Consider the following 21,958-nt stretch of genomic DNA (forward strand, 5'->3'; position numbering starts at 1 on the left):
CCGGTTAAAATGCCCAACGGCGCGACAGCAGAAACTGTGTGCGCCAGTTGTCATAGTCATAGTTGGCAATATTGGATGAAGTCGCCTGGTATTCTTCGGTAATGGACCATGAAATCGGCGCCAGGAACTGATAGATATCCTGGCCAATTTCGCTTTCAAACCACGATGCCTCAAGCAGGTTTGAAAGGTTGGAGCCATAGGAAAGCCGGGCGCGCAGCGGGTAATCCTTTCGGGTGATCGGGCTGCTGCCCGTCACCAGGGCATCGGGCTGCTGGTATTGATCAACGCCGTAAGAAACGCTGCCAAGAATATATTTTCCCCCGGCCAGAAGCAGCGTGTGGCTAAGCTCCGCGCCAACACTGCGATAGGTGTAGTAGCTGCGCGCGGCTTCCTTGCGCGCCATTGTCACACCAAAGGTCGTACGGTTCTGGTTATCCCAGGCATAGGTCACACCCGCCTTGCCCTGGTAACGCTGCCCGGACCGCAGCGGCAATGCCGATGAATCCGGTGTCGCGCCATAACGTTCATCAAAATAGCTGGTCTGCCCCCACAGCGTGGTGTCGGGCTGAACTTTCCAATCCGCGCGAATACGTGCTCCGCGTGAGGTCAGGAATTTTTCGTTGTTCAGTTCAGCCGATGTCTGCATCAGGGTTGGGGTAATGGTCAGATAGGGGCTGCGCCAATGCGCACCCACTTCAAATCCTGCCGTGCCCACATCAAGGTTATCAAGACGAACCTGGTCATCGTAATATCCGGTGACACCGGCAAAAATATCATGCCCGGCCTGGGTGCCCAGATCATAGGTAATGTCGTAATGGGCTGCGGCCATATATCCGAAATCGGACTGGTGCCGGTCTTCGGTATTCGTGATCGGCTGCATGGAACCCAAAACAAGGCGTTCGTCATCGGTCGGGGCTGAATTGCGGTTGGTATCGTAATGGACACCAAAGCTGACCGACAAAGTCTGCTTTACGCGCTGGCGGCGCTTTTTGATGGCATCAAGATACTGGTCAATCTGCGCTGCGACCTCGGGCGTAATAGGCAGGGCGCGCAGTTTTTCAAACTGGGTCTGGGCGATATCAAGGCTATCAAGCCGATATTGAATGATCGCGTAATACAGGCGAACTGGCGCCAGATCGGGGTCAAGGATCAGGATGCGTTCAAGCGTTGATGAAGCCCCGCGAATATTGCCCTGGGCCATTTGCGCCTTGGCCCAGCGGAAATTCAAAACGATATTGTCGGGATCGCGCAGAATATCGGCAAAGGTAATGCCTTTGCCTTCATCGGTACTAAGCAGAAATTGCGATTTTTCCGCCGCGCTGGAAAGTTCCTGGAACTCTTCCTGCATCTGGGCGGAACGTTGTGCTGCATCAACAGCGGACGGTTCCTGCGCCCATGCGGTTCCAAAAGCAAGCATGGAAATACCAGCATAAAGCGCAGCTGCGGCGTACCTGCCGCACCGGAAATTCGATAAGGACAATTCAAGACCCCAGTTTTTTGGCGGCCCGGCGGTGCGTCACATGCGCGCGCGGTATTGGGCCAGCCATCCCCATATTCTGTATACAGAATAGACTGAACCGGGAGGGTTGAAAAGTTCTAGATCACAACCGTTCCGATAAGGTCTTAACCAATTGCTCTAATTCGATAAAAAACAAAAAGGGTGCCGCCCGACGGGGCCGCACCCTTTATAAACGATCGTTCTTAAATGACCGCCGGTTCTACATCGCGGTGCCACCAACGGTCAGCCCGTCGATGCGCAGGGTTGGCTGGCCAACGCCAACCGGCACGCCCTGGCCATCCTTGCCGCAGGTGCCAATACCATCATCAAGTTTCATGTCATTGCCGATCATGGAAACTTTGGTCAGGCTGTCTGGGCCGTTACCAATCAGGGTGGCGCCCTTTACCGGTGCGCCCAGTTTGCCATTTTCGATCAAATAGGCTTCGGATGCCGAAAACACGAATTTGCCCGATGTAATATCGACCTGCCCGCCAGCAAAGTTAACGGCAAAAATGCCCTTCTTCACCGATGCCAGGATTTCTTCGGGGTGATGTTCTCCGCCCAGCATATAGGTGTTGGTCATGCGCGGCATAGGCGCATGGGCATAGGATTGGCGCCGTCCATTCCCGGTCGATTTAACGCCGGTCAAACGGGCATTCAGGCGGTCCTGCATAAAACCTTTCAGGATGCCATCTTCGATCAGAACCGTGCGCTGGGTCGGTGTGCCTTCATCATCAATCGACAGCGACCCGCGACGGTCATGAATGGTGCCATCATCAACAACGGTAACGCCCGGTGCAGCAATGCGCTGGCCCAAAAGCCCGGCAAAAGCGGATGTGCCCTTGCGGTTAAAGTCACCCTCAAGGCCGTGACCAATGGCTTCATGCAGCAAAATGCCAGGCCAGCCCGGCCCCAGAACCACGGTCATCTCACCTGCAGGTGCGGCCACGGAATCCAGGTTGACAATCGCCTGGCGCAGGGCCTCGTCCACGGCGGATTTCCAGGTTTTTTCATCAAAGAAGCCATCAAACCCGATCCGGCCACCTTGCCCGTGCGAACCGCTTTCCATGCGGTCACCATCCTTGACGACGACCGAAACGTTAAACCGCACCAGCGGGCGAATATCGCCAATGCGCTGCCCGCCTGAACGCCAGATTTGTACAGCCTGCCAGTTACCGGAAATGGATGCCGAAACCTGTGAAACACGCGGGTCTTTGGCGCGTGCATAGGCATCAATTTTGCCTAACAGGTCTACCTTGGCTTCAAAGGTTGCCTCGCCCAGCGGGTTAACATCGGTGTAAAGCGAAACGTTGGTGCCAATCGACCCCAAATCGACCTTGCCGGACCGGCCCGAGCCAACGGCCTTCACCGTTTCGGCTGCGCGGGCGACTGCGGTGTTTGACAGTTCATTGGAATGGGAAAAGGCTGTTGCCTCGTCTGCGACGGCGCGCAGGCCAAAACCCTGGGCGGTGTCAAAATTTGCACTACGCAGGCGGCCATCATCCCAGGTCAGGCTTTCGGACTGGCGATATTCCAGAAACAGTTCACCGTCTTCGGCAGCGGACAATGCGTCATTCACCTGGCTTTCCAGCCGGTCGCGGTCCAGTTCGCCCTTGTCGAAAAAGAGGTTATCGGTTTTGCTCAGATCGGTCATGAAACCTCCTTGTCCGTCATCATCGCGCATCCGCGCCTGACGGGTGATCCTACCCTGCATGGTACAAATACCCGGACAGTATTTTCCCTTACGGTTTCGGGCTATCTGTCCTCAAGGCTTTTGGTTATACAGGGTTCTATAATCATCCTATATAGACCGGCGAAGTCGAAGATGAAAGCCCGTGGCAATGTTTGTTGAACATCCCCAGCGTGTCGCCCTTCACAATGAAATCCACGCGCGGCCTTTTGGCGGGGTTGAAAGTCCGGTTCGCTGCACCTGTCTGGCCTTTCAGGCCGGCGAAGACCTTGATGGCGAGGTCCGGCAGCATTTTCGCGGTTTTTGTGAACGTTACACCCTGACACCACCTGCCGATGACCAGAAATATTTCGAGGCATCGTGCGATGGTTTTACTGTCATATGGGAACGTCATGCCGAATTTACGGTTTATGTTTTCAAACGCCAGGCGGCCTTTGATCAACCTTTTGATGATCCGGTCCTTAACCTGATCCCGCGGGACTGGCTGGAATCAACACCGGGGCAGTTGCTGGTGGGGTTGCATATTGCCATGGACCGCCAGGATCGCAGCAGCGACGATATTGCACGCCTGTTTGATTATAACGGCCTGACCGGCAGCCGCGTTTTAGGGCGCGGCGCATTGATCTGGACCGATTTTCGCCTGCATGGCGATGGTTTTGGCCGCATCCTTATTCGCGATAACGGGCTGGAGCGCCTTCAGGCGGGCCGATTGATCCAGCGGCTACAGGAAATCGAAGTATACCGGATGATGGCGCTGCTGGCCTTTCCGCTGGCGCATTGCGCAACGCCCAAGGTTTCAGAAATTGATTCGCGCCTGTCGCTGATTACCGCCGAAATGGCCAGTAAAACCCACACCAATGACGAAGAAACCCTGCAAAAACTAACCGACCTTGCCGCCCAGACCGAAGAAATGGCCGCATCGCTGAATTATCGCTTTGGTGCGGCACGGGCCTATTACCGTATTTTGCAGGCCCGGCTGGGCGAATTGCGTGAAGAACGTATCGAGGGCATGCAAACCCTGAACGAATTTATGGAACGCCGCCTCGCCCCGGCCATGCGCACCTGCCAGAATATCGGTGACCGGCTGGAAGTTTTGTCCAAACGTGTGGCGCGCGCCAATAATCTGCTGCGCACCCGGGTCGATATATTGCTTGAAGCGCAAAACCGCGACCTTCTTGCCAGCATGGACCGGCGCGTAAAACTGCAATTGCGCCTGCAACAGACGGTCGAGGGGTTATCCGTCGCCGCCATTACCTATTACGCAGTGGGTTTGCTTGGTTATCTGTTCAAAGCCCTGAAAGGGGCGGGGATGCCGGTAAATGATACTGTTGCCACTGGCGCATCGGTGCCGGTGGTTTTGGCAATCATCTGGTTTTCCATGCACCGCATCAAAAAAGCCCTGCACCGCGATGACGGGCAGGGCTGATTTCCGGCGTGATTTCGGGCCGACAGGCTTTGCTAAACGCCCTTAGGCAGGATCACGCAGCTTGTAGGCGCAAAAGGTGGTGGCGGTGATCAGCACCACTGCCCCCGCCTGGTGCAATACACCCAGCGGCAGCCACACAACGCTTAGCAATGTTGAAATGCCCAGTGCCACCTGCAGGCAAACCGCAGCCAGCATCAGGTGGCAGGCCTTTTTCTGATCGCTGGCAAGGTCTTGCCGGGTGGTGCGCCACCAGAAAAACAGCACGACAAAAAAGGTCAGTTTGGCAAGCCAGCGGTGATCAAACTGGATGGTTTTCAAATCCTCGAACGGGGACATCCAGGCGGGGTCAAAGGCAAAAAGACCATTCGGGATCAAATGCCCGTCCATCATCGGAAAGGTATTATAAATAAAACCCGCATTGGTCCCGGCAACAAACCCGCCAGAAAGGGCGGTAAAAACCACCAGTGCCAGCACACCCAGAATGCGCCGGGATTTCGCAGTTGCCACCGGGCGCGGGGCATATTGGCCCAGGCCAACCCACAAAAGGGCAATGAAAATAACAAGTGCCAGCCCGAAATGCGCGGTTAGGCGATACTGGCTGACATCGGGGCGATCTACCAGGCCGCTCATGACCATGTACCAGCCCATAACACCCTGCAAGCCGCCTAATACAAACAGTCCTGCCAGTTTCCATTTGGTGGTGCCATCAATGCTGCGTTTCACCAGAAACCAGACAAAGGGCACAAAAAACACCACGCCAATTAACCGCCCCCACAGGCGATGAATGAATTCCAGCCAGAAAATCGATTTGAAATCCGCCACCGACATCCAGCCATTGACCTTCTGGAATTCGGGGTAGCGGCTGTATTCCTCGTACAGGCGTTGCCAGTCGGCCTCGTTTAACGGGGGGATGATGCCGGTAAAGGGGTGCCATTCCACAATCGACAGGCCTGATTCGGTCAGGCGGGTCAGGCCGCCAATCACCACCATGACAAAAACCATGAAGGCACAGAAAAACAGCCACATGGCAACAGCACGGTGCGGCTGTGGGGCTGTCATATCGGTCAGGCTGGCGGTGGGCTGAAGGGTGGGGGAAACACTGCGCGACATCGAATCCTCTGGCTTGGGCAATGTAATTTTGATCGGCACTATAGGCCGAAAAATCCGGATTTTGTACGAAAAGCCGCATCAAACGGCTTTGTCTGGCTGATCACGAAGTTGTCATTGCCGTTGGGGATGGCTGAAACACCCGGTTTTCCGGTGATTTTTATTTATAACACTATATTTTTGTTTAATGTGAATAAAACACATAAAAAATGTATTGAATTGAATAAAACACACCTTCATAGTGCAATCAACAAACAGAAAACCGTATTCAGAGGATCGACGATGTTTCCCATCAATCTGGACCTGGGCCGCCTGTCGGTGGCACTGGTTGGCAACGGCGAGGCTACGCTGAACCGTTTGCGCCAGCTTGACGGTGATGGGGCCAAATTTGTCACCGTTTATAGCGAAGACCCAAGTACCGACCTGGCCGAACAGGCGGGCGACCGCCTGCACCGCTATCTGCCCAATTCAGCCGACATCAATGCTGTTGCCGTCATGTTTGTGGTGGATCTGCCCGAAGCCAAGGCAGCCGAACTTGCCACAACCGCCCGCGCCGTTGGCACGATCGTCAATGTCGAGGACGTAAAGGACTATTGCGATTTTTTTAACCCGGCCCGTGTGCAGCGCGGCGATCTGGTTATCACGGTTTCGACCAATGGTGCCAGCCCGCGTCTGGCTGGTCGTATTCGCAGGGCGATTGAAAACTGGTTGTCGCCGCAATGGGGCGAACGGCTGGGTGAACTGGCGAACCAGCGCGCCAAATGGCGCAAGTCCGGTGCCGATATGAAACAGCTTGTCCGTCTGACGGATGACTATATTGACCGGCGGGGGTGGTTGTAATGCGCGTGATGAGAGAGGACGACATTGTAACCGGCGGCAGCATGACGGTGGATGAAACCACCGAACGTGCGCGCAAACTGCTGGACCGTTACGGCCATTTGCAGGGCATTTCCCTGATTGAACCCATGGTTCACGAGGAATTTGCCGGTAAAATCACCATGACCTCGTCCTTCGGGACCGAGGCCGCAGCCCTTTTGGCCCTGGTGGCAGAAGTGGACCCGAACCTGCCGGTGATTTTCCTTGATACCCGCAAGCTGTTTGGCGAAACGCACCGTTACCGCGAACAGCTGGTTGATCAGCTTGGCCTGACCAATATCCGCATCATGCGCCCGGATGAAGAAAAGCTGAAAGCCGAAGACCCGGACGGAATGCTGTTTGCCAAGGATGGCAATCGCTGCTGCTTTATCCGCAAGGTTGAACCGCTTCAGCGTGCCTTGCAGGGCTATGATGCCTGGCTGACCGGGCGCAAGCGCTTTCATGGTGGTGAACGCGGTGCCCTGCCGGTCATTGAAACCGCAGGAACCCGCATCAAGGTTAACCCGCTGGCCGGTTATAACCGCCAGGATATCGAAGATATCTTCGAAAACCGGGCCTTGCCGCGCCACCCGCTGGAAGCCGACGGCTATATGTCAATCGGCTGCATGCCGTGTACGGATCGTGTTGACCCGAATGTTTCGGATGTCCGTGCTGGCCGCTGGGCCGGGCAGGACAAAACCGAATGCGGCATTCACTACATCATCTGACTTTTTCTGATAATCCCGTTATCAGACGTCACTGGCCCTGCCCGGTTTCCCGGACAGGGCCAATTTTTTACGATTATCCGCAGGCAGCGTTGATTGCCAACAGGTGATACGTTTATGTATCAGCCTGGCATTGTTTTTATATCACTGATCAAGTGCGCTGCGGCCGCCGATATAAACGCTTTGAACGGCGATATCGCGCATTTTCAGATAGGCGGTTTCACCATCCATTTTGACCGGGTCCTGCGCCAGAATGACAAGGTCGGCCAGCTTGCCGATTTCAAGTGACCCGATCAAATGATCGGCATGGCATTGCCAGGCGGCGTTAAAGGTTGCTGCTGCCAGGGCCTGTGCCGATGTGATGCGTTCCTGCGCATTTAATACGCCGGCATCGGGATCACCTTCCATTTTGCGGGTAACAGCCTGTTCCATCATGCGAAGCGGGCCAAGCGGTGATACCGCGCAATCGCTATGCAGGCTGAAACAGATATCGCGCGCGATGCTGCTATTGCAGCGATCAAGCTGTTCGGCTGCCTTTTCCTTGAAAATATAGTTGCTGAATGTCCATCCCCAATAACCGACATGCCCGATAAGATAGCTGGGATGGATATTGGTTTTTTTGATCCGCTCCAGCCGCTCGTCTGTGAGAAGCGAGCAATGTTCGATCCGGTTGCGCAGGCTGTCCGCTGCGATATCGCTATTGGCGGTGGCGGCTTCTTCAAACGCCTGCAGGGCATAATCAATGGCGCGTTCGCCGTTGGCATGGATCATTAACGGCCAGTTCTTTTTCCACGCCGCCCCAACAAGCTGCAAAAATTCGCGCGGGGCGCCGGTGGGCGTGCCGGTGTGGGGCAGGCCATCATCAAGCGGGAAGTTATAAAGGCCATAATTCTTTTCCGGCGGGCAGCAATAGGGATCGATCTGATAGCCGGTCAGCCCCTGGTTGGAGCCGTCCGAAACGATTTTCAGGCTGCCATAATAGAAATTCAGCGAACCGGTTTCATAGGGATGGCTAACACTGGGATGGGTCGGCTTGGCAAAGATGCTGTCACTGGGGATATCGTCAATTTTGCTGACCAGATGCGCCATGCCGATGCGTGGGCTTGGCCATTTCGGATGCAGGATTTTCTGGCCCTGCAGGGTCAGTTTGATCATCCGGGCAAAGCTTGCCTGCATCCCGGCATCATAAAGCAGGGTCACGCCGCGCTTTTGGGCCACTTTAAACATCTTGATCAGATTGCCCGGCAGGTTGGCAATCAGATGTTCGATCTGGGCTTTGTTGATCGATGTCAGGGCGGGAATGATTTGTTCCATTTCCTGCAACACGCCCGATGAATTATCCAGGAAGGCCTGTTCGGTTTTGTATGCCGCCTTCAGTTTTTCATGCAGGGCCGGGTTTGCCCACATCGCTTTTAGGGCCGGGGTGTTGACATAGGCCGTATGTTCGGATGCGGAAACCAGCATGATCGGGGTTTGACCATCAATCGGATCAAGGAAGGTCTTATCAATGCAGTTCAGCAGGGTGAGATTATCGCTTTTGCTGGGAAAATCGCTCATCAGCGAGGTATCAACCCCATCGCCCAGCAACCACCAGCCATCTTTTTTCGGATCGGCCTTCAATTTTGCCACATCCGCCTTCAATGCATCGGTCAGCTTGCCCAGGCAATATTCAGGCCGCAGGTTTTGCGCTTCCATTTCAACAGACGGGTCATCCGTCCCGGCAGGATCACCCAGGGCCGTGTCGCCAAAGGGCGAATAATTGATCCAGTCCATCATCATTGGCGACGTGGTGATATGTACATGGGGCTCGATCAGCCCCGGGATCACGCATTGCCCATCGGCAAGTGCGATGGTCTGCAGGGCCGGAATATCGGCGTTTTTGCTGGCAATGGATTGTGCCGCACTTTGCGCATCTTCAAGGCTGCCCGAAAACAAAATCTGGTCGCCAAAAATAACCAGCGCGCTGGTGGTGGCATTGCCATCGCCATTGGCAACGGTGCGAATAATGCCTTTGCCGCCATTATCATGGATCAGCATAAAGGGCGTTTCAGGCCGTGCCAGTACAGTTGCCCCCGGCGCATTATCTGCTGCCGGTGCCGGGGATGAGTTTTGAACAGCCATTTTAAGCAGGGCTTCGGCTGTGGGGTTGTGACAACCGCAGCTAAGGCCGTGATCGCAATCGTGCGCCATGTTGATGCTTCCCAAATCAGATTTTTGCAAATCCGCGCCAGTTCGTTGAACCGCCGCGAATGATTCAGAAAGCAGACGTTCCGATGCGTTCGTTGTGATGGTTTCAGGATTGGGTAAAATGCGTTCGGGACGTGTCTGTGCTTTTAACCGTCTTCGCGGCTTCGGGGGCTTCACCTTTGCGATTTCGCCGGCACCGTTCGGAACAGTATTTGACCTCCTGCCAGCAATCTTTCCATTTTTTGCGCCAGGCAAAGCTGCGCTGGCAGATGGGGCAGGTTTTGGTGGGCAGGTCGGATTTTTTCTTCATGACAGGCTTTTAAGAAACCGGCTTGCGTCATCGGTGATGGCCTGTTTTTTATCATCCCCCATGCGGTCATAGGTTTTATACATCATGCCAACACGCTGGTTATCGGCCAGTTTGGCGCGGTTGCGTGCCAGAAAATCCCAATAAAGGTAATTGAACGGGCAGGCCTTGGGGCCGTTCTTTTTGCCGACTTGATAGGAACAGTTGTCGCAATAGTTCGACATCTTGCTGATATAGCCACCACCTGCCGCATAGGGTTTGCTGGCAAGAAAACCGCCATCGGCAAACAGGATCATGCCGCTGACATTGGGCATTTCCACCCATTCAAAAGCATCGGCATAGACAATTAAAAACCATTCATTGACTTCAGCCGGGGAAACACCCGCCAGCAGGGCGAAGTTGCCTAGCACCATCAGGCGCTGGATATGGTGGGCATAGGCGTTTTTGCGGGTTTCAAGCACGCATTGGCGCAGGCAGTTCATTTTGGTGTTGGCGGACCAGTAAAATTCCGGCAGCGGGGCGTTGGCCGCAAAGAAGTTTTCATCGCCATAACCCGGCATTTTCAGCCAGTAAACGCCACGCACATATTCCCGCCAGCCCAAAATCTGGCGAATAAAACCCTCGACCGCGTTTAGGGGCGCATCGCCCCGGTGCCAGGCATTTTCGGCCGCGCGAATACATTCCAGCGGTAATAACAGCCCGCAATTCAAATAGAACGCCAGATGGGAATGAAACATCCAGGGCTGGTTCTGGATCATGGCATCCTGATAATCGCCAAACTGTGACAGACGCTGGGTGATAAACTGATCAAGCGCGTTTAGTGCCTGCTGGCGCGTCACCGCAAAATGAAAGGGGTGCAAATCGCCAAAATGGCTGTCAAAGCGGGCTTCGACCAGATCCAGCACCTCGCTGGTAATGTCATCAGGCCGGGATTGATGCGGGGTGGGGATATCAAGCCCGTCTTTCGGGGGCTTGCGGTTTTCGGCATCAAAATTCCATTGCCCGCCCGCCGGATTGCCATTTTCCAGCAGGATGCCGTGCTTTTTGCGCATCTCGCGATAGAAGAATTCCATGCGCAACTGTTTGCGCCCTTTTGCCCAGTCGCGAAATTCATCAAGGCCACACAGGAACCGGTCATCCTCGCGGATCTCGACGGGCAGGCCAAAGGTTTCCTGCCAGGTTTCGATATCCTGTAACACGCGGTATTCGCCGGGATGGGTGATGATGATGCGATCTATGCTGTGCCGGGCGATGGCACGTTTTACTTCACCCTGAAAAGACCCGGCATTTTCGCCGTCATCGAGTTTGGTGTAATCAACCTTATATCCAGCCTTTTGCAGGTTATGGGCAAAGTGGCGCATGGCCGAAAACAGGAAGGCGATTTTCTTTTTGTGATGGGCGACATAGGTGGCTTCGTCCCAGACCTCGCACATCAAAATCACGTCGCGGGATTTATCACATCCCGCAAGGCTGGTGATGGTTTGGGAAAGCTGATCCCCCAGAATGACGCGCAAAGTCCCCATGACATAATCCGTGTTGATGCATTTGCATGTCTATACGGATATGAGGGCGCTTATGGTTCAGGTTAGATCGTAATGCCCTGAAGTTTGCGAAACAGGGTGACGGCGTAACGGTCTGTCATGCCAGAAATATAATCCATCACCCGCATCAGGCGACCATAAAGGTCATCGGCTTCTTTCAGTTTGCCTGATAGCAGCTTGTCGATGCGGTCGGCCTGTGGGGGCAGGCGTTTGTCGTGGTTTTTATATTCTTCAATATCGATGGCAGCACGCACAAAACTGTCCAGCAGGCCGTGAATGACCTCGAACCCGGCAATTTCAATCGGCAGGACATGCTGGGCGTTGTAGATCTTTTTAACAGCCAGTTTTTTGCAATATTTGGCATCCGGCCCCAAAGGCGTATTTGCCAGAAGGTCGCCTTCAAGACTGCCGGCCAGAAGGGCATCTTCATAGGCGATAAAGGCATCAACCGCCGCCTTGACCAGATTGCCAATTGCCTTGCCGCGCAAAAAGCCGATGCGGTCATTTTCTGACTTCTGTTTGTACCAGTCTTCTTCGCGCAAGGTTTGCCAGCGCTGGTCGGCATCGCCTTCATATTTATCGGGGTGGCGCGCAATCGGGGCCAGGGCACGTTCAACTTCCTCGAACGTTACACAGCCCAGTTCCCAGCCATCTTCAAGGTCCACCACCGAATAGCAAATGTCATCGGCGGCTTCGACCAGATAAACCAGCGGATGGCGGCGCCACGCACCATCCAGCCCGTCATGGGGCAAAAGGCCGCAAATTTTGGCAATTGCCTGGGCGATATGGCGTTCGGCCTGATAATAGCCGGGTTTTTTAAGGCCGGTATAATCCCCTTTGCGGTCCTGCGCGATGCTGGTGGCACGGGGATATTTAATGAAAGTGCCCAGTGTGCCGAAGGTCAGGTTCAGCCCGCCTTCAAAGCGCATCATTTCAAGCTGGCTGACAATACGCAGACCCTGGGCATTGCCTTCGAAATTGCGCAAATCTTCAAGCTGCGGGCCGGAAAGACGCGATGTCAGTTCTTCCTTGGCCAGACGCGATGTTTTGAACCATTCATTAATCGCATCTTCGCCGGAATGGCCAAAGGGCGGGTTGCCAATATCGTGCGCAAGGCAGGCTGCCTGCACCATATAACCAATATCGGCCACCGTAACCGGGCTGTTTTCGCCCAGTTGTTTGACAATATGCGCACCCGCCATCAAACCCAGCGATTGCCCGACGGAGCCAACCTCGATGGTGTGGGTCAGGCGGGTATGGACATGGTCGTTATCCGATAGCGGATGGACCTGGGTTTTATTTTGCAAACGCCGGAACGAGGATGAAAAAATCACCCGGTCGACATCGATCTGAAAGGGGCTTCTGCCATCGGCAGCAGGGCGGGCCGGGCCATCGGGCAGGGTCACCCTGCCTTCATTTACAACAAGCCTGTGGGCCGAAAGCAAATCTTCCCAGCGCATAAGGGTGGTTGCATCTGTGCTCATCAGGCTGAATGTCCCTGTTATCAATGTCCCGCAGGCGCGACTTTAACGGGGCAGTGCCATCGGTGCAATCACCGAGCCACGCACCACCCCGAACAACGCCACCTTCTGACCGGGCCGGAAGGGGATATCAGCCGAAAAACCAGCTTTGCGGATTGTTGATCGGCTTGCCTTCAAGGGCGCGCAAAAGGCCAATGACATTGCGGCCGATAAACCAGGCGGCGGTATAAAGCCCCATCAGGCCGATAACAGCCCAGCCAATCAGCGGGATCCACCAGACAAAGAAGGTCACAATCCCTGTTAGCACCGCATAAAGAATGCTGATCCAGAAGGTGCGAATGACAAAGGTGTAGTGGCTGTTGGTCCAGTGCCCATCATCCTCGCGCGCAACATAGGCGACGATCAGGGCAATCAGCCCGGTGGCATAAACGGTAAACATTGTCGCGATCATAAGCCCGTAGCAGACAATGGCCGTATTGCCGCTGCGTTCTTCGGCGTAAGCCTGCGGTGCTGCCTGATAGGTCGCATCTTCTGAAAAACGGGCGTCGCTCATTACTTTTCTGTCCTGTGTGGGGCGTTTGTTAACGCATGATCGGTTCTTCTGATCATATAGGATTAATTGTGCAAAACGCTATCGCTGGTTGCGCTTCACGAAGACGTGCCCGCCCATAATAAACTCTGTTCTAGACTCTGGCGCATACATCCCTACATTTGGCGCCATGTAGCGGGGATTATCGAACCCAAGGAATTTTATATGTCTGACTATGATTATGATCTGTTTGTGATTGGTGCCGGCTCTGGTGGCGTGCGCGCAGCGCGCGTGGCATCGGGCTATGGCGCCAAGGTCGCAATCGCCGAAGAAAGCCGCGTGGGTGGCACCTGTGTCATTCGGGGCTGTGTTCCGAAAAAACTGCTGGTTTACGGTGCCCATTTTTCCGAAGATTTTGAAGATGCCAGCGCCTATGGCTGGACCCTTCCCGGCGAGCCGACCTTTAGCTGGAAAACGCTTATTGCCAATAAGGACCGGGAAATCGACCGGTTAAATGGCATTTATAAAAAGCTTCTGGCCGGATCGGATGTGGAACTGTTTGAAAGCCGTGCGGTATTCAAGGATGCCCATACCCTTCAGGTCGGCGATCAAACCGTTACGGCAGAACGCATTTTGATCGCGGTGGGGGGGCACCCAACGGTGCCCGATATTCCCGGCATAGAACATGCGATTACATCAAACGAAGCCTTCCATCTTGAAGACCAGCCCAAACGAATTGCTGTTGTGGGGGGCGGTTATATCGCGGTTGAATTTGCCGGTATTTTTGCCGGTCTGGGCTCGGATGTATCGCTGCTTTATCGCGGCGAGCAGATTTTGCGCGGCTTTGATCGCGACATTCGCAACCATCTTGCCGAAGAAATCGTCAAAAAAGGCATCGACCTTAAGGTTGAAACCAATGTCACAGCGATTGAAAAACAGGCCGATGGCAGTCTGAAACTCGCCCTGACCGATGGCAGCGACATGGTGGTTGATGCCGTGATGTTTGCAACCGGGCGCGCGCCCAATACGTCGGGTCTTGGTCTTGACGAAGCCGGGGTTGAAACCAACCGCAAGGGTGCGGTTTTGATCAGCTCGGGTCTGCAAACCAATATCGACAATATCTATGCCGTTGGTGATGTGACCGACCGGGTGCAGCTTACCCCGGTTGCAATCAAGGAAGGCATGGCCTTTGCCGATACGGTTTATGGCGGTAAACCCTGGCATATGACCTATCAGGCCATTCCAACGGCGGTCTTTTCCCAGCCGCCGGTTGGCACCGTCGGGTTAAGCGAGGAAGAGGCCCGCGCCAAGGGCGGCGAAGTCCTGATTTTCAAATCAACCTTCCGCCCGATGCGCCATACCCTTTCCGGGCGCGAGGAAAAGACCCTGATGAAGCTGGTTGTCGATAAAACCACCGACGTGGTCCTGGGCGCGCACATGGTCGGCCCCGATGCCGCCGAAATCATTCAGGGTATCGGCATTGCCGTGCGCATGGGGGCTACCAAAGCCCAGTTCGACCAAACCGTTGCCGTCCATCCCTCAGCCGCCGAGGAATTTGTGACGATGCGAACACCGGTTGGTGGCTGATTGCCGAAATTAACTGAAATCTAAAATGCGAAAGGCGGTGCCATATGGTGCCGCCTTTTGTTGTGCGGACATGTTCAAAACGCCAACGGCGCATTATCCACCACCTCTTTCATCACAAAGAATGTACGGGTTTGGCGCACACCGGGCAGGGCGATGAGCTGGTCGCCGTGCAGGTGGTTGAAATCGGCCATGTCGCGGACGCGGATTTTCAGGAAATAGTCGAAATCGCCTGCCACCAAATGGCAATCGAGGATGAAGGGCAGTTTGCGGCAGGCATTTTCAAATTCGGCGAAACTTTCCGGCGTTGAGCGGTCCAGCACCACACCGACCATAACAAGTGCGCCGCGTTCGACCTTTTTCGGGTCGATCATGGCGCGAACGGAACTGACATAGCCTTCGTCAAACAGGCGTTGAATGCGGCGGTGGCAGGTGGCGGGGCTGACATTGACGCGCTTGGCGATTTCGGCATTGCCCATGCGGCCATCGCTTTGAAGCAGGCGCAAAATCTTGTGATCGGTCCGATCCAGTGGCTGTTCCATGAAAGGTTGTTCCGTATTTGATGCTTTAATCAAAATTATAAGCACATATTTTCCCCTGCGGGAATGATTGCGTAAAAAATATGACCCAAGTTCGAGAGCACCTTTCACGGATTAGCCGCTAGCATTTCCCGGTTGATGATTGCCAGACAGGGAGTGCAAAAATGCGAAAAATGAATTTGGGCAAGTTTGACAAATACAGCCTGACCTTTGGTCCGACCCCGATTGAAGCCCTGCCGCGCCTTTCGGCCCATCTGGGGGGCGATGTAGAGCTTTATGCCAAACGTGAAGACTGTAATTCCGGCCTGGCCTTTGGCGGGAATAAAGTGCGCAAGATGGAATATATCATTCCCGATGCCATTAAGTCGGGCGCGGATACATTGGTGACGATTGGTGGTGTGCAGTCCAACCATACCCGCCAGGTTGCCGCGATTGCCGCGAAAATCGGCATGAAATGCCGCCTGGTGCAGGAAAGCTGGGTGCCGTTTAATGACGCGGTCTATGACCGCGTTGGTAATATCCTGATGAGCCGGGTTATGGGTGCCGAAATTGAACTGGTCGATGAAGGCTTTGACATTGGCAGTCGCGAAAGCTGGGAAGCCGCCCTTGAAGATGTAAAGGCCAAAGGCGGCAAGCCCTATCCGATCCCGGCGGGGGCATCGGTGCATAAATATGGCGGTTTGGGCTTTGTCGGTTTTGCCGAGGAAGTCCGTGCGCAGGAAGCCGAGCTTGGCTTTGAATTTGATTATATTGTGGTTTGCACCGTAACCGGTTCGACCCATGCCGGGATGCTGGTTGGCTTTGCCGCCGATGGCCGCGCTGACAGGGTTGTGGGTATTGATGCATCGGGCACGCCAGATCAGACCCGTGCACAGGTTTTGGCAATTGCCGAAAAGACCGCCGATCTGGTGGAACTGGAAGGCGGCATTTCGGATGCCGATATTACCCTGATCAATGATTATGCCTATCCTGCCTATGGGGTGCCATCGGATGAAACCAATGATGCCATTCGCCTGGCGGCACGCACCGAAGGCATGATGACCGACCCGGTTTATGAAGGTAAATCGATGCAGGGCATGATTGATCTGGTGAAAAAGGGATATTTCCCCAAAGGGTCAAAGGTCTTGTACGCCCATCTGGGCGGGGTGCCGGCGATTAATGGTTATAGTTACCTGTATCGCAACGGCTAATACCCCTAAAAATTGTATTTGAAAGCGGCCGGGGCGGCATCTATCTGCCCCGGTCGTTTTTTATTTCTCAATTATGAAATAAAGGGCGGCGTTGGCAGGGGATGGGGCGCGTGCAATTTTTGCGTGTTGCCTAACCGTAAAAAAACCGTTTTTCTGGACTGGTTAGAGAATTCCGCCTGACTGTTTAACCTGACTGATCCACGCGACATCGAGGTCCTGATGCCCTGCGAAAAACGGCTAGCCGCAGTTTTCCTGTTTGTTTTTGCGCTATTTTTGCCTGATCTGGCCCATGCCAGTGAAACTTACCCGGCCAGTTTTCCGTGCGAGAAGGCATCAACCAGCATTGAAAAGGCGATTTGCCACAACGCCGACCTGGCTGCGCTGGATGTGAAAATGGCGCAAACCTATAAACAGGTGATGGGCGAGATTGACGAGGTAACGCAGATCGGGCTGCAAACCGACCAGCAGGCGTGGCTGCGTAATGTGCGGAATAGCTGCGTTTTGCAAAAGGACGAAAAACCCGATGCCCTGCGCCCCGAAACCCTTCAATGCCTGAGCGGTAAATACCAGGACCGTATTGCCGATTTGCGGGCTGAATTGAAAGGCGATTTGAAGATTGCCAAGGTCACGGCCAATGCGGACAAGGCGGTAACTGAAACCTGCTTTGCCTTTGACCATGACCTGGATGTGGACCAGCCCCTTGATGTGCGGTCCTATATCGAACTGGCACCGGTACGCGATTATTCCGCGCGCATCGCCAATGGCAAGCTGTGCCTGATGGGCCTGCCGCATTCGCAAACCACCAAGGTTACCCTGCGCAAGGGATTAAAGGGCGTTTATGATTTTGCCCTGGCAGAGGATGTTTCGCGCGATGTGATGATGGGGGCCCGCAAGGCGGAAATTACCCTGGGCACCAATAATTATGTGCTGCCCAAAAGCGATAGCCCGGTGATCCCGATTACCACGGTAAACCAGGATAGTGTTGATCTGCGCTTTTTCAGGATTGTGGAACGCAACCTGGTCAATACCCTGACATCGAACCTGTTGGCGCGTCGCCTTGACCCGTGGGATATGGACAATATCAACGAGGAAACCGGAGAGGAAGTATGGGCCGGCACCCTTGATGTGCGCAATGTGCCCGATCAGGAAGTGGTCACGCAAATTCCCCTGCGTGATATGGTATCGGATTTCAAGCCGGGCCTTTATGCCCTGGTGGCAAGTGCGCCCGACGATGATGACCGCTGGAGCAACAAACCCACCCAGTGGGTGGTGGTAACGGATCTGGGCCTGTCGGCCTATAATGGGGAAAAGGGCCTGTCGCTTCAGGTTCGGTCACTTCGCAGTGCTGCGCCGGTCGCCGGGGCAAAGGTGCGGCTGGTGGCGCGTAACAATGCGCTACTGGGCGAAGTAAAGGCCAATGATGATGGCTGGGCTGATTTCCCCGGATCATTAATGGCGGGCAAGGGCGGCAAGCAGGCGCTGTATTTGACCGCCGAAACCAGTGATGGCGATTTTTCCTTTATCTCGCTGGATCAATCACCGCTGGAGCTTTCGGATCGGGGTGTTTCGGGGCATGAACCGCCCGCTGCCCTGCAAACCTATTTATATTCAGACCGGGGCATTTACCGGCCGGGTGAAAAAATCCATCTGGGATATTTGCTGCGCGATGATTTGTCGGCTGCCCAGACCGGTGTGCCTGTAACCATTGTGCTGTATCGGCCCGATGGCAAGGAAGCCTTTAAAACCGTACAGCAACCCGATGATGCGGGTGGCGGCAAGGTGGATATTGCCATTTCCAGCGCGGCGGCCACGGGAAAATGGCATGTTTCGGCCTATAGCGACCCGAACGGCGAACCGATTGGCGAACTTTCTCTGCAGGTTGAGGAATTTGTCCCCGAACGGCTGGAGGTCAAGGCCAGCACCACGGCACCCTATATGGTTTTTGGCCAGGCGATGCCCCTGGATGTGCAAACTGATTATCTGTTTGGCGCGCCGGGCAGTGGCCTTATGGCCGGGGGCGATGCCTTTTTGCAGGTGGATCATCACCCCTTTGCCGATTTGAAAAACTATTATTTTGGCCTGCAGGATGATGTGGCGCAGGTGCGCAAAAACTTTGATGGCGTCAAAAGCAACGCCAGCGGTTATGCCGATATTCGCGTTCCGGCTTTTGGACGGGTGGATATTTCGTCACCCCTGAAGGTCAGCCTGAATGTGGAAGTGGCCGATATCGATGGCCGCCCGTCGCGCGCGCGGCTAAGCCTGCCATTGCAGGCCAATGAAAGCCTTGTGGGTATTCGCGCCGGGTTTGAGGGGGATTCACTGGCATACGGGCAGGATGCCGGTTTTGATGGCATTGTCGTTGATGCCAAGGGTCAGCCCCTTACCAATCGCAAACTGGTGATTGACTGGATCCGCGAGGAACGGGATTACAACTGGTATTATCAGGGCGGCGAATGGCAATCGAGCTATGATAAATATGATGTGCCGGTGGGCCATGAAAATATTACCGCCGATGCCAATGGTACGGTGCATTTCGCCCAGTCCTTTGACCGGTGGGGATATTATCGTGCGGTGGTGCGTGACCCGATAACGGGCAGTGCGGCGGATCATACCTTCCGTGTTGGCTGGTGGGCCAATGGCCAGTCACCCGACCGCCCCGATCAGTTGAATATGAGCATCAAGTCCGCCGATATTCAAACCGGCGAGCAGATTGACGGTTTCATCAAGGCTCCGTTTGACGGCCACCTGGTTGTAACCGTGGCACAGAAAAATGTGCTGTGGCGCCGCGAATATGAAATGTCGGGCGATGGCGTGGAATTCCATATTCCGGTTGATCCGAAATGGGGCAATGGCGCCTATGTGCTGGCAACGGCCTATCGTGCGGGGCTTCACCAGGTGCCGCAGGGCGCGATGGGGCCGGTTCGGTCGGTCGCGGCACACTGGGTCAGCTTTGGCAAACAGGACCGCACATTGAATGTGGCGTTGGATGTGCCAGGCGAAATTCGCCCTTCAACCAGCATTGATGTGCCCGTTTTGATTACTGGTGCGGCCATTGCTGCGGGTGAAAAGGTGCGGGTGAATGTCTTTGCCGTGGATGAGGGCATTTTGCGACTGACCGGCTTTAAGGCCCCAAAACCCGAAGATGCCCTTTTGGGACAGCAGTTATTGCAGCTTTCATATCATGACCTGTATGGGCACCTGATTGTCCCGCAAAAGGGCGATATGGGCGTGCTGCGCTCTGGCGGTGATGAAATGGGCGATGGCAACCAGGCATCGCTAAATTCACGGGTATTTAAAACCGTGGCCCTTGCCAGCGATACCGTGCAGGTTGATGCAGACGGCAAAGGTGTTGCGCATTTTGACCTGCCAGATTTTAACGGTAAATTGCGGGTCTTTGCCGTGGCCTACAGCAATGGTGCAATTGGCAGCGGTGTCACCAATATGCTGGTGCGTGCCCCGGTGGTGGCTGACTTGTTGCCGCCGCGCTTTATGGCACCGGGTGACCATGCCGATTTTGCCCTGCGTCTGCAAAATCTAAGCGGACCGGAGGGGGCCTATAAAATCCGCCTTGAAACGAATGACAGGCTGTCGGTGACCAACCCAGAATGGCAGGGCGAAATTGCCAAAGGTAAACCGGTGGAAAACCGGTTTGATGTTAGCGCGGATCGTGTCGGGCAGGGTAAGCTGACCCTGAATATTGATGGCCCGGCGGGGTATCATCAGGTGCGGCACTGGGATATGGAAATTCGCCCGGCCCAGGCATGGCAAAGCAATGTTGGCCAGCGCCAGTTGGCCGCGGGCGAAACCCTGGACCTTGATGGCACCTATCTTGATATGTTCCGCCCGGAAACGGCATCGCTGGATGTTTCCCTGTCAACCGTGCCGGAAATTGATGTGCAACGCCTGATAACGGCATTGGACCGTTACCCCTATGGCTGCCTGGAGCAAACCACCAGCCGGGCCTTTCCGTTATTATCCTTCCGCGACGCGCGCGCTCGCTGGCAGGGTGTTGAATTTGATGAAAACAGCCTGGATGACAAAATCCGTGACGGCATTGACGGGGTGCTGGCAAAACAGCGGACCGATGGCAGCTTTGGCCTGTGGAACCGGCATAGTGATGCTGAACCCTGGTTAACCGCCTATGCTACCGATTTTCTGACAACGGCACGGGCCAAAGGCTATGACGTGCTGGATGCAAGGTTTGAAAACGCGCTTGACTGGATGCAGAATGTTGTTCGATCCGAACAATATTCCCCCGAGGCACGGGCCTATATGGTGCTGGTGCTAACGCGCAATGACCGTTATTCAAAATCAGCACTGGAATACGAAACCACTCGTATTCTGAATGATAAAATCGGTTCGCTCGCCTGGGCGCAACTGGCTGCAGCGCGCGTGATCAATGGTGGAACCGTCGATGGTTTCACGCTTGATAACTTCACCTATTTTATCGGCAGCGAACGGCGTTATTACCACAGCTATGGCTCGCCCTTGCGCGATCTGGCGGCGATTTTGACTTTGCCGGTGGATATTTTTGCCAGCGATGGCGAACGCCTGTCGCTGCTGGGCACGGTTACCGAAGAAGCTGAAAACCAGCACTATACCAGCACCCAGGAAAAGGCGTGGCTGTTGCAGGCGGCAACTTCCATTGCCACGGGGGCGGGCAAGAACCTGTCTTTGCAGGTGAATGACCAGCCAGCAACAAAGGTGCAAAGCTACCGTGTCGGGTTGACGCCAGGCCAGGTCAGGGACCATTACCGCATTGAAAATGCAGGTCAGGGCACGGCGTTTGTCAAATGGTCGGCAACGGGGATTCCCGCCCAGCCCTTGGTGGCGGCATCTCAGGGGCTTTCGATTAAACGGCAATATTTTGGCATGGATGGCAAGCCAGCAAAGCTTGATCAGGTGAAAACCGGTGATCGGTTTATTGTTGTTTTGTCCGGTGCGGCAAAAAATGGCCTGTCGCATCGCGCACTGGTGGTGGATCTGCTGCCTGCCGGTTTCGAGATCGAGGCCAATGCCCGTTTCCCCGAACTGGAAAAGCGCCTGTCGATCACGCCTGATGATTTGTCACCCACCGAATTTGTTGCCGAACGTGACGACCGATACGTTGCGGCAGTGAATTTGGGCGAGGACCGCTATGGCGATGACAAAGGGTCGAAATACCGCCTTTATTACGTCGTGCGGGCCGTAACGCCGGGGCAATATGTGCATCCGGCACCGTTTGTCGAGGATATGTATAAACCCGCCTATTTCGCCCGTGGGGCGATGGGTAATCTTGTGGTTTCACCGGTTAACTAGG

15 protein-coding genes are annotated in these 21,958 nt (G+C 54.7%); 6 read left to right on the forward strand and 9 right to left on the reverse strand.

The window, feature by feature from the left end:
- Positions 1-4: 4 nt before the first annotated feature.
- Together CSC3H3_RS03675 and tldD are read right to left on the reverse strand one after the other, a co-directional pair.
- Entirely contained in the window at positions 5-1,417 is a 1,413-nt protein-coding gene (locus tag CSC3H3_RS03675) for a tetratricopeptide repeat protein (RefSeq protein WP_101283801.1), read from the reverse strand.
- A 301-nt stretch (positions 1,418-1,718) separates the two neighbouring features.
- Positions 1,719-3,152, reverse strand: a complete 1,434-nt coding sequence (tldD, locus tag CSC3H3_RS03680) for a metalloprotease TldD (RefSeq protein WP_101263844.1) — start codon at positions 3,150-3,152, stop codon at positions 1,719-1,721.
- Between the two features lie 187 nt (positions 3,153-3,339).
- On the opposite strand from tldD, the gene CSC3H3_RS03685 reads away from it, so the two are divergent.
- The gene (locus tag CSC3H3_RS03685; RefSeq protein WP_101283803.1) at positions 3,340-4,614 is read left to right on the forward strand and encodes a DUF3422 family protein; all 1,275 of its coding nucleotides are present in this window, start codon (positions 3,340-3,342) and stop codon (positions 4,612-4,614) included.
- Positions 4,615-4,656: 42 nt separating this feature from the next.
- Here CSC3H3_RS03685 and CSC3H3_RS03690 read toward each other — a convergent pair whose 3' ends face one another.
- Entirely contained in the window at positions 4,657-5,724 is a 1,068-nt protein-coding gene (locus CSC3H3_RS03690; protein WP_245881259.1) for a COX15/CtaA family protein, read from the reverse strand.
- Between the two features lie 279 nt (positions 5,725-6,003).
- On the opposite strand from CSC3H3_RS03690, the gene CSC3H3_RS03695 reads away from it, so the two are divergent.
- Positions 6,004-6,561: a precorrin-2 dehydrogenase/sirohydrochlorin ferrochelatase family protein gene (locus CSC3H3_RS03695; protein ID WP_101286080.1), complete on the forward strand. Its 558-nt coding sequence runs from the start codon at positions 6,004-6,006 to the stop codon at positions 6,559-6,561.
- On the forward strand, positions 6,561-7,304 hold the full coding sequence (locus CSC3H3_RS03700; RefSeq protein ID WP_101263846.1) for a phosphoadenylyl-sulfate reductase: 744 nt from the start codon (positions 6,561-6,563) through the stop codon (positions 7,302-7,304). The genes CSC3H3_RS03695 and CSC3H3_RS03700 overlap by 1 nt, the downstream gene beginning before the upstream one ends.
- Positions 7,305-7,445: 141 nt before the next feature.
- Here the strand turns inward: CSC3H3_RS03700 and CSC3H3_RS03705 are convergent, their stop codons facing one another.
- From CSC3H3_RS03705 to CSC3H3_RS03725, 5 genes are all read right to left on the reverse strand, one after another.
- Positions 7,446-9,422, reverse strand: coding sequence for an amidohydrolase (locus tag CSC3H3_RS03705; protein WP_157831820.1), 1,977 nt, complete (start codon positions 9,420-9,422; stop codon positions 7,446-7,448).
- 172 nt (positions 9,423-9,594) lie between these two features.
- Positions 9,595-9,798 carry a DUF2256 domain-containing protein gene (locus CSC3H3_RS03710; protein ID WP_101283807.1) on the reverse strand — a complete coding sequence of 68 codons (204 nt, stop codon included), beginning with the start codon at positions 9,796-9,798 and terminating at the stop codon, positions 9,595-9,597.
- A complete protein-coding gene (locus tag CSC3H3_RS03715; protein WP_101283809.1) occupies positions 9,795-11,318 on the reverse strand; it encodes a cryptochrome/photolyase family protein in 1,524 nt (507 codons plus the stop codon). Before CSC3H3_RS03715 ends, CSC3H3_RS03710 begins: the two co-directional genes overlap by 4 nt.
- Before the next feature lie 62 nt (positions 11,319-11,380).
- Positions 11,381-12,820 carry a deoxyguanosinetriphosphate triphosphohydrolase gene (locus CSC3H3_RS03720; RefSeq protein WP_245881260.1) on the reverse strand — a complete coding sequence of 480 codons (1,440 nt, stop codon included), beginning with the start codon at positions 12,818-12,820 and terminating at the stop codon, positions 11,381-11,383.
- A gap of 127 nt (positions 12,821-12,947) precedes the next feature.
- Positions 12,948-13,370, reverse strand: a complete 423-nt coding sequence (locus CSC3H3_RS03725) for a DUF4870 family protein (protein WP_101283811.1) — start codon at positions 13,368-13,370, stop codon at positions 12,948-12,950.
- A 201-nt stretch (positions 13,371-13,571) separates the two neighbouring features.
- On the opposite strand from CSC3H3_RS03725, the gene gor reads away from it, so the two are divergent.
- The gene (gene gor, locus CSC3H3_RS03730) at positions 13,572-14,933 is read left to right on the forward strand and encodes a glutathione-disulfide reductase (protein ID WP_101283813.1); all 1,362 of its coding nucleotides are present in this window, start codon (positions 13,572-13,574) and stop codon (positions 14,931-14,933) included.
- Between the two features lie 74 nt (positions 14,934-15,007).
- On the opposite strand, the gene CSC3H3_RS03735 is transcribed toward gor, so the two are convergent.
- Positions 15,008-15,472 carry an Lrp/AsnC family transcriptional regulator gene (locus CSC3H3_RS03735; protein ID WP_101283815.1) on the reverse strand — a complete coding sequence of 155 codons (465 nt, stop codon included), beginning with the start codon at positions 15,470-15,472 and terminating at the stop codon, positions 15,008-15,010.
- 161 nt (positions 15,473-15,633) lie between these two features.
- Between CSC3H3_RS03735 and CSC3H3_RS03740 the strand changes: the two genes are divergently transcribed.
- Together CSC3H3_RS03740 and CSC3H3_RS03745 are read left to right on the forward strand one after the other, a co-directional pair.
- Positions 15,634-16,659, forward strand: coding sequence for a 1-aminocyclopropane-1-carboxylate deaminase (locus CSC3H3_RS03740; RefSeq protein WP_425444971.1), 1,026 nt, complete (start codon positions 15,634-15,636; stop codon positions 16,657-16,659).
- 219 nt (positions 16,660-16,878) lie between these two features.
- Complete coding sequence (locus tag CSC3H3_RS03745) at positions 16,879-21,957, forward strand: MG2 domain-containing protein (RefSeq protein WP_101283817.1); 5,079 nt, start codon at positions 16,879-16,881, stop codon at positions 21,955-21,957.
- Position 21,958: the final 1 nt, after the last annotated feature.

Origin of the sequence: Thalassospira marina, assembly GCF_002844375.1 — a bacterium.
In the GTDB taxonomy this organism is placed as follows: Bacteria; Pseudomonadota; Alphaproteobacteria; order Rhodospirillales; family Thalassospiraceae; genus Thalassospira; species Thalassospira marina.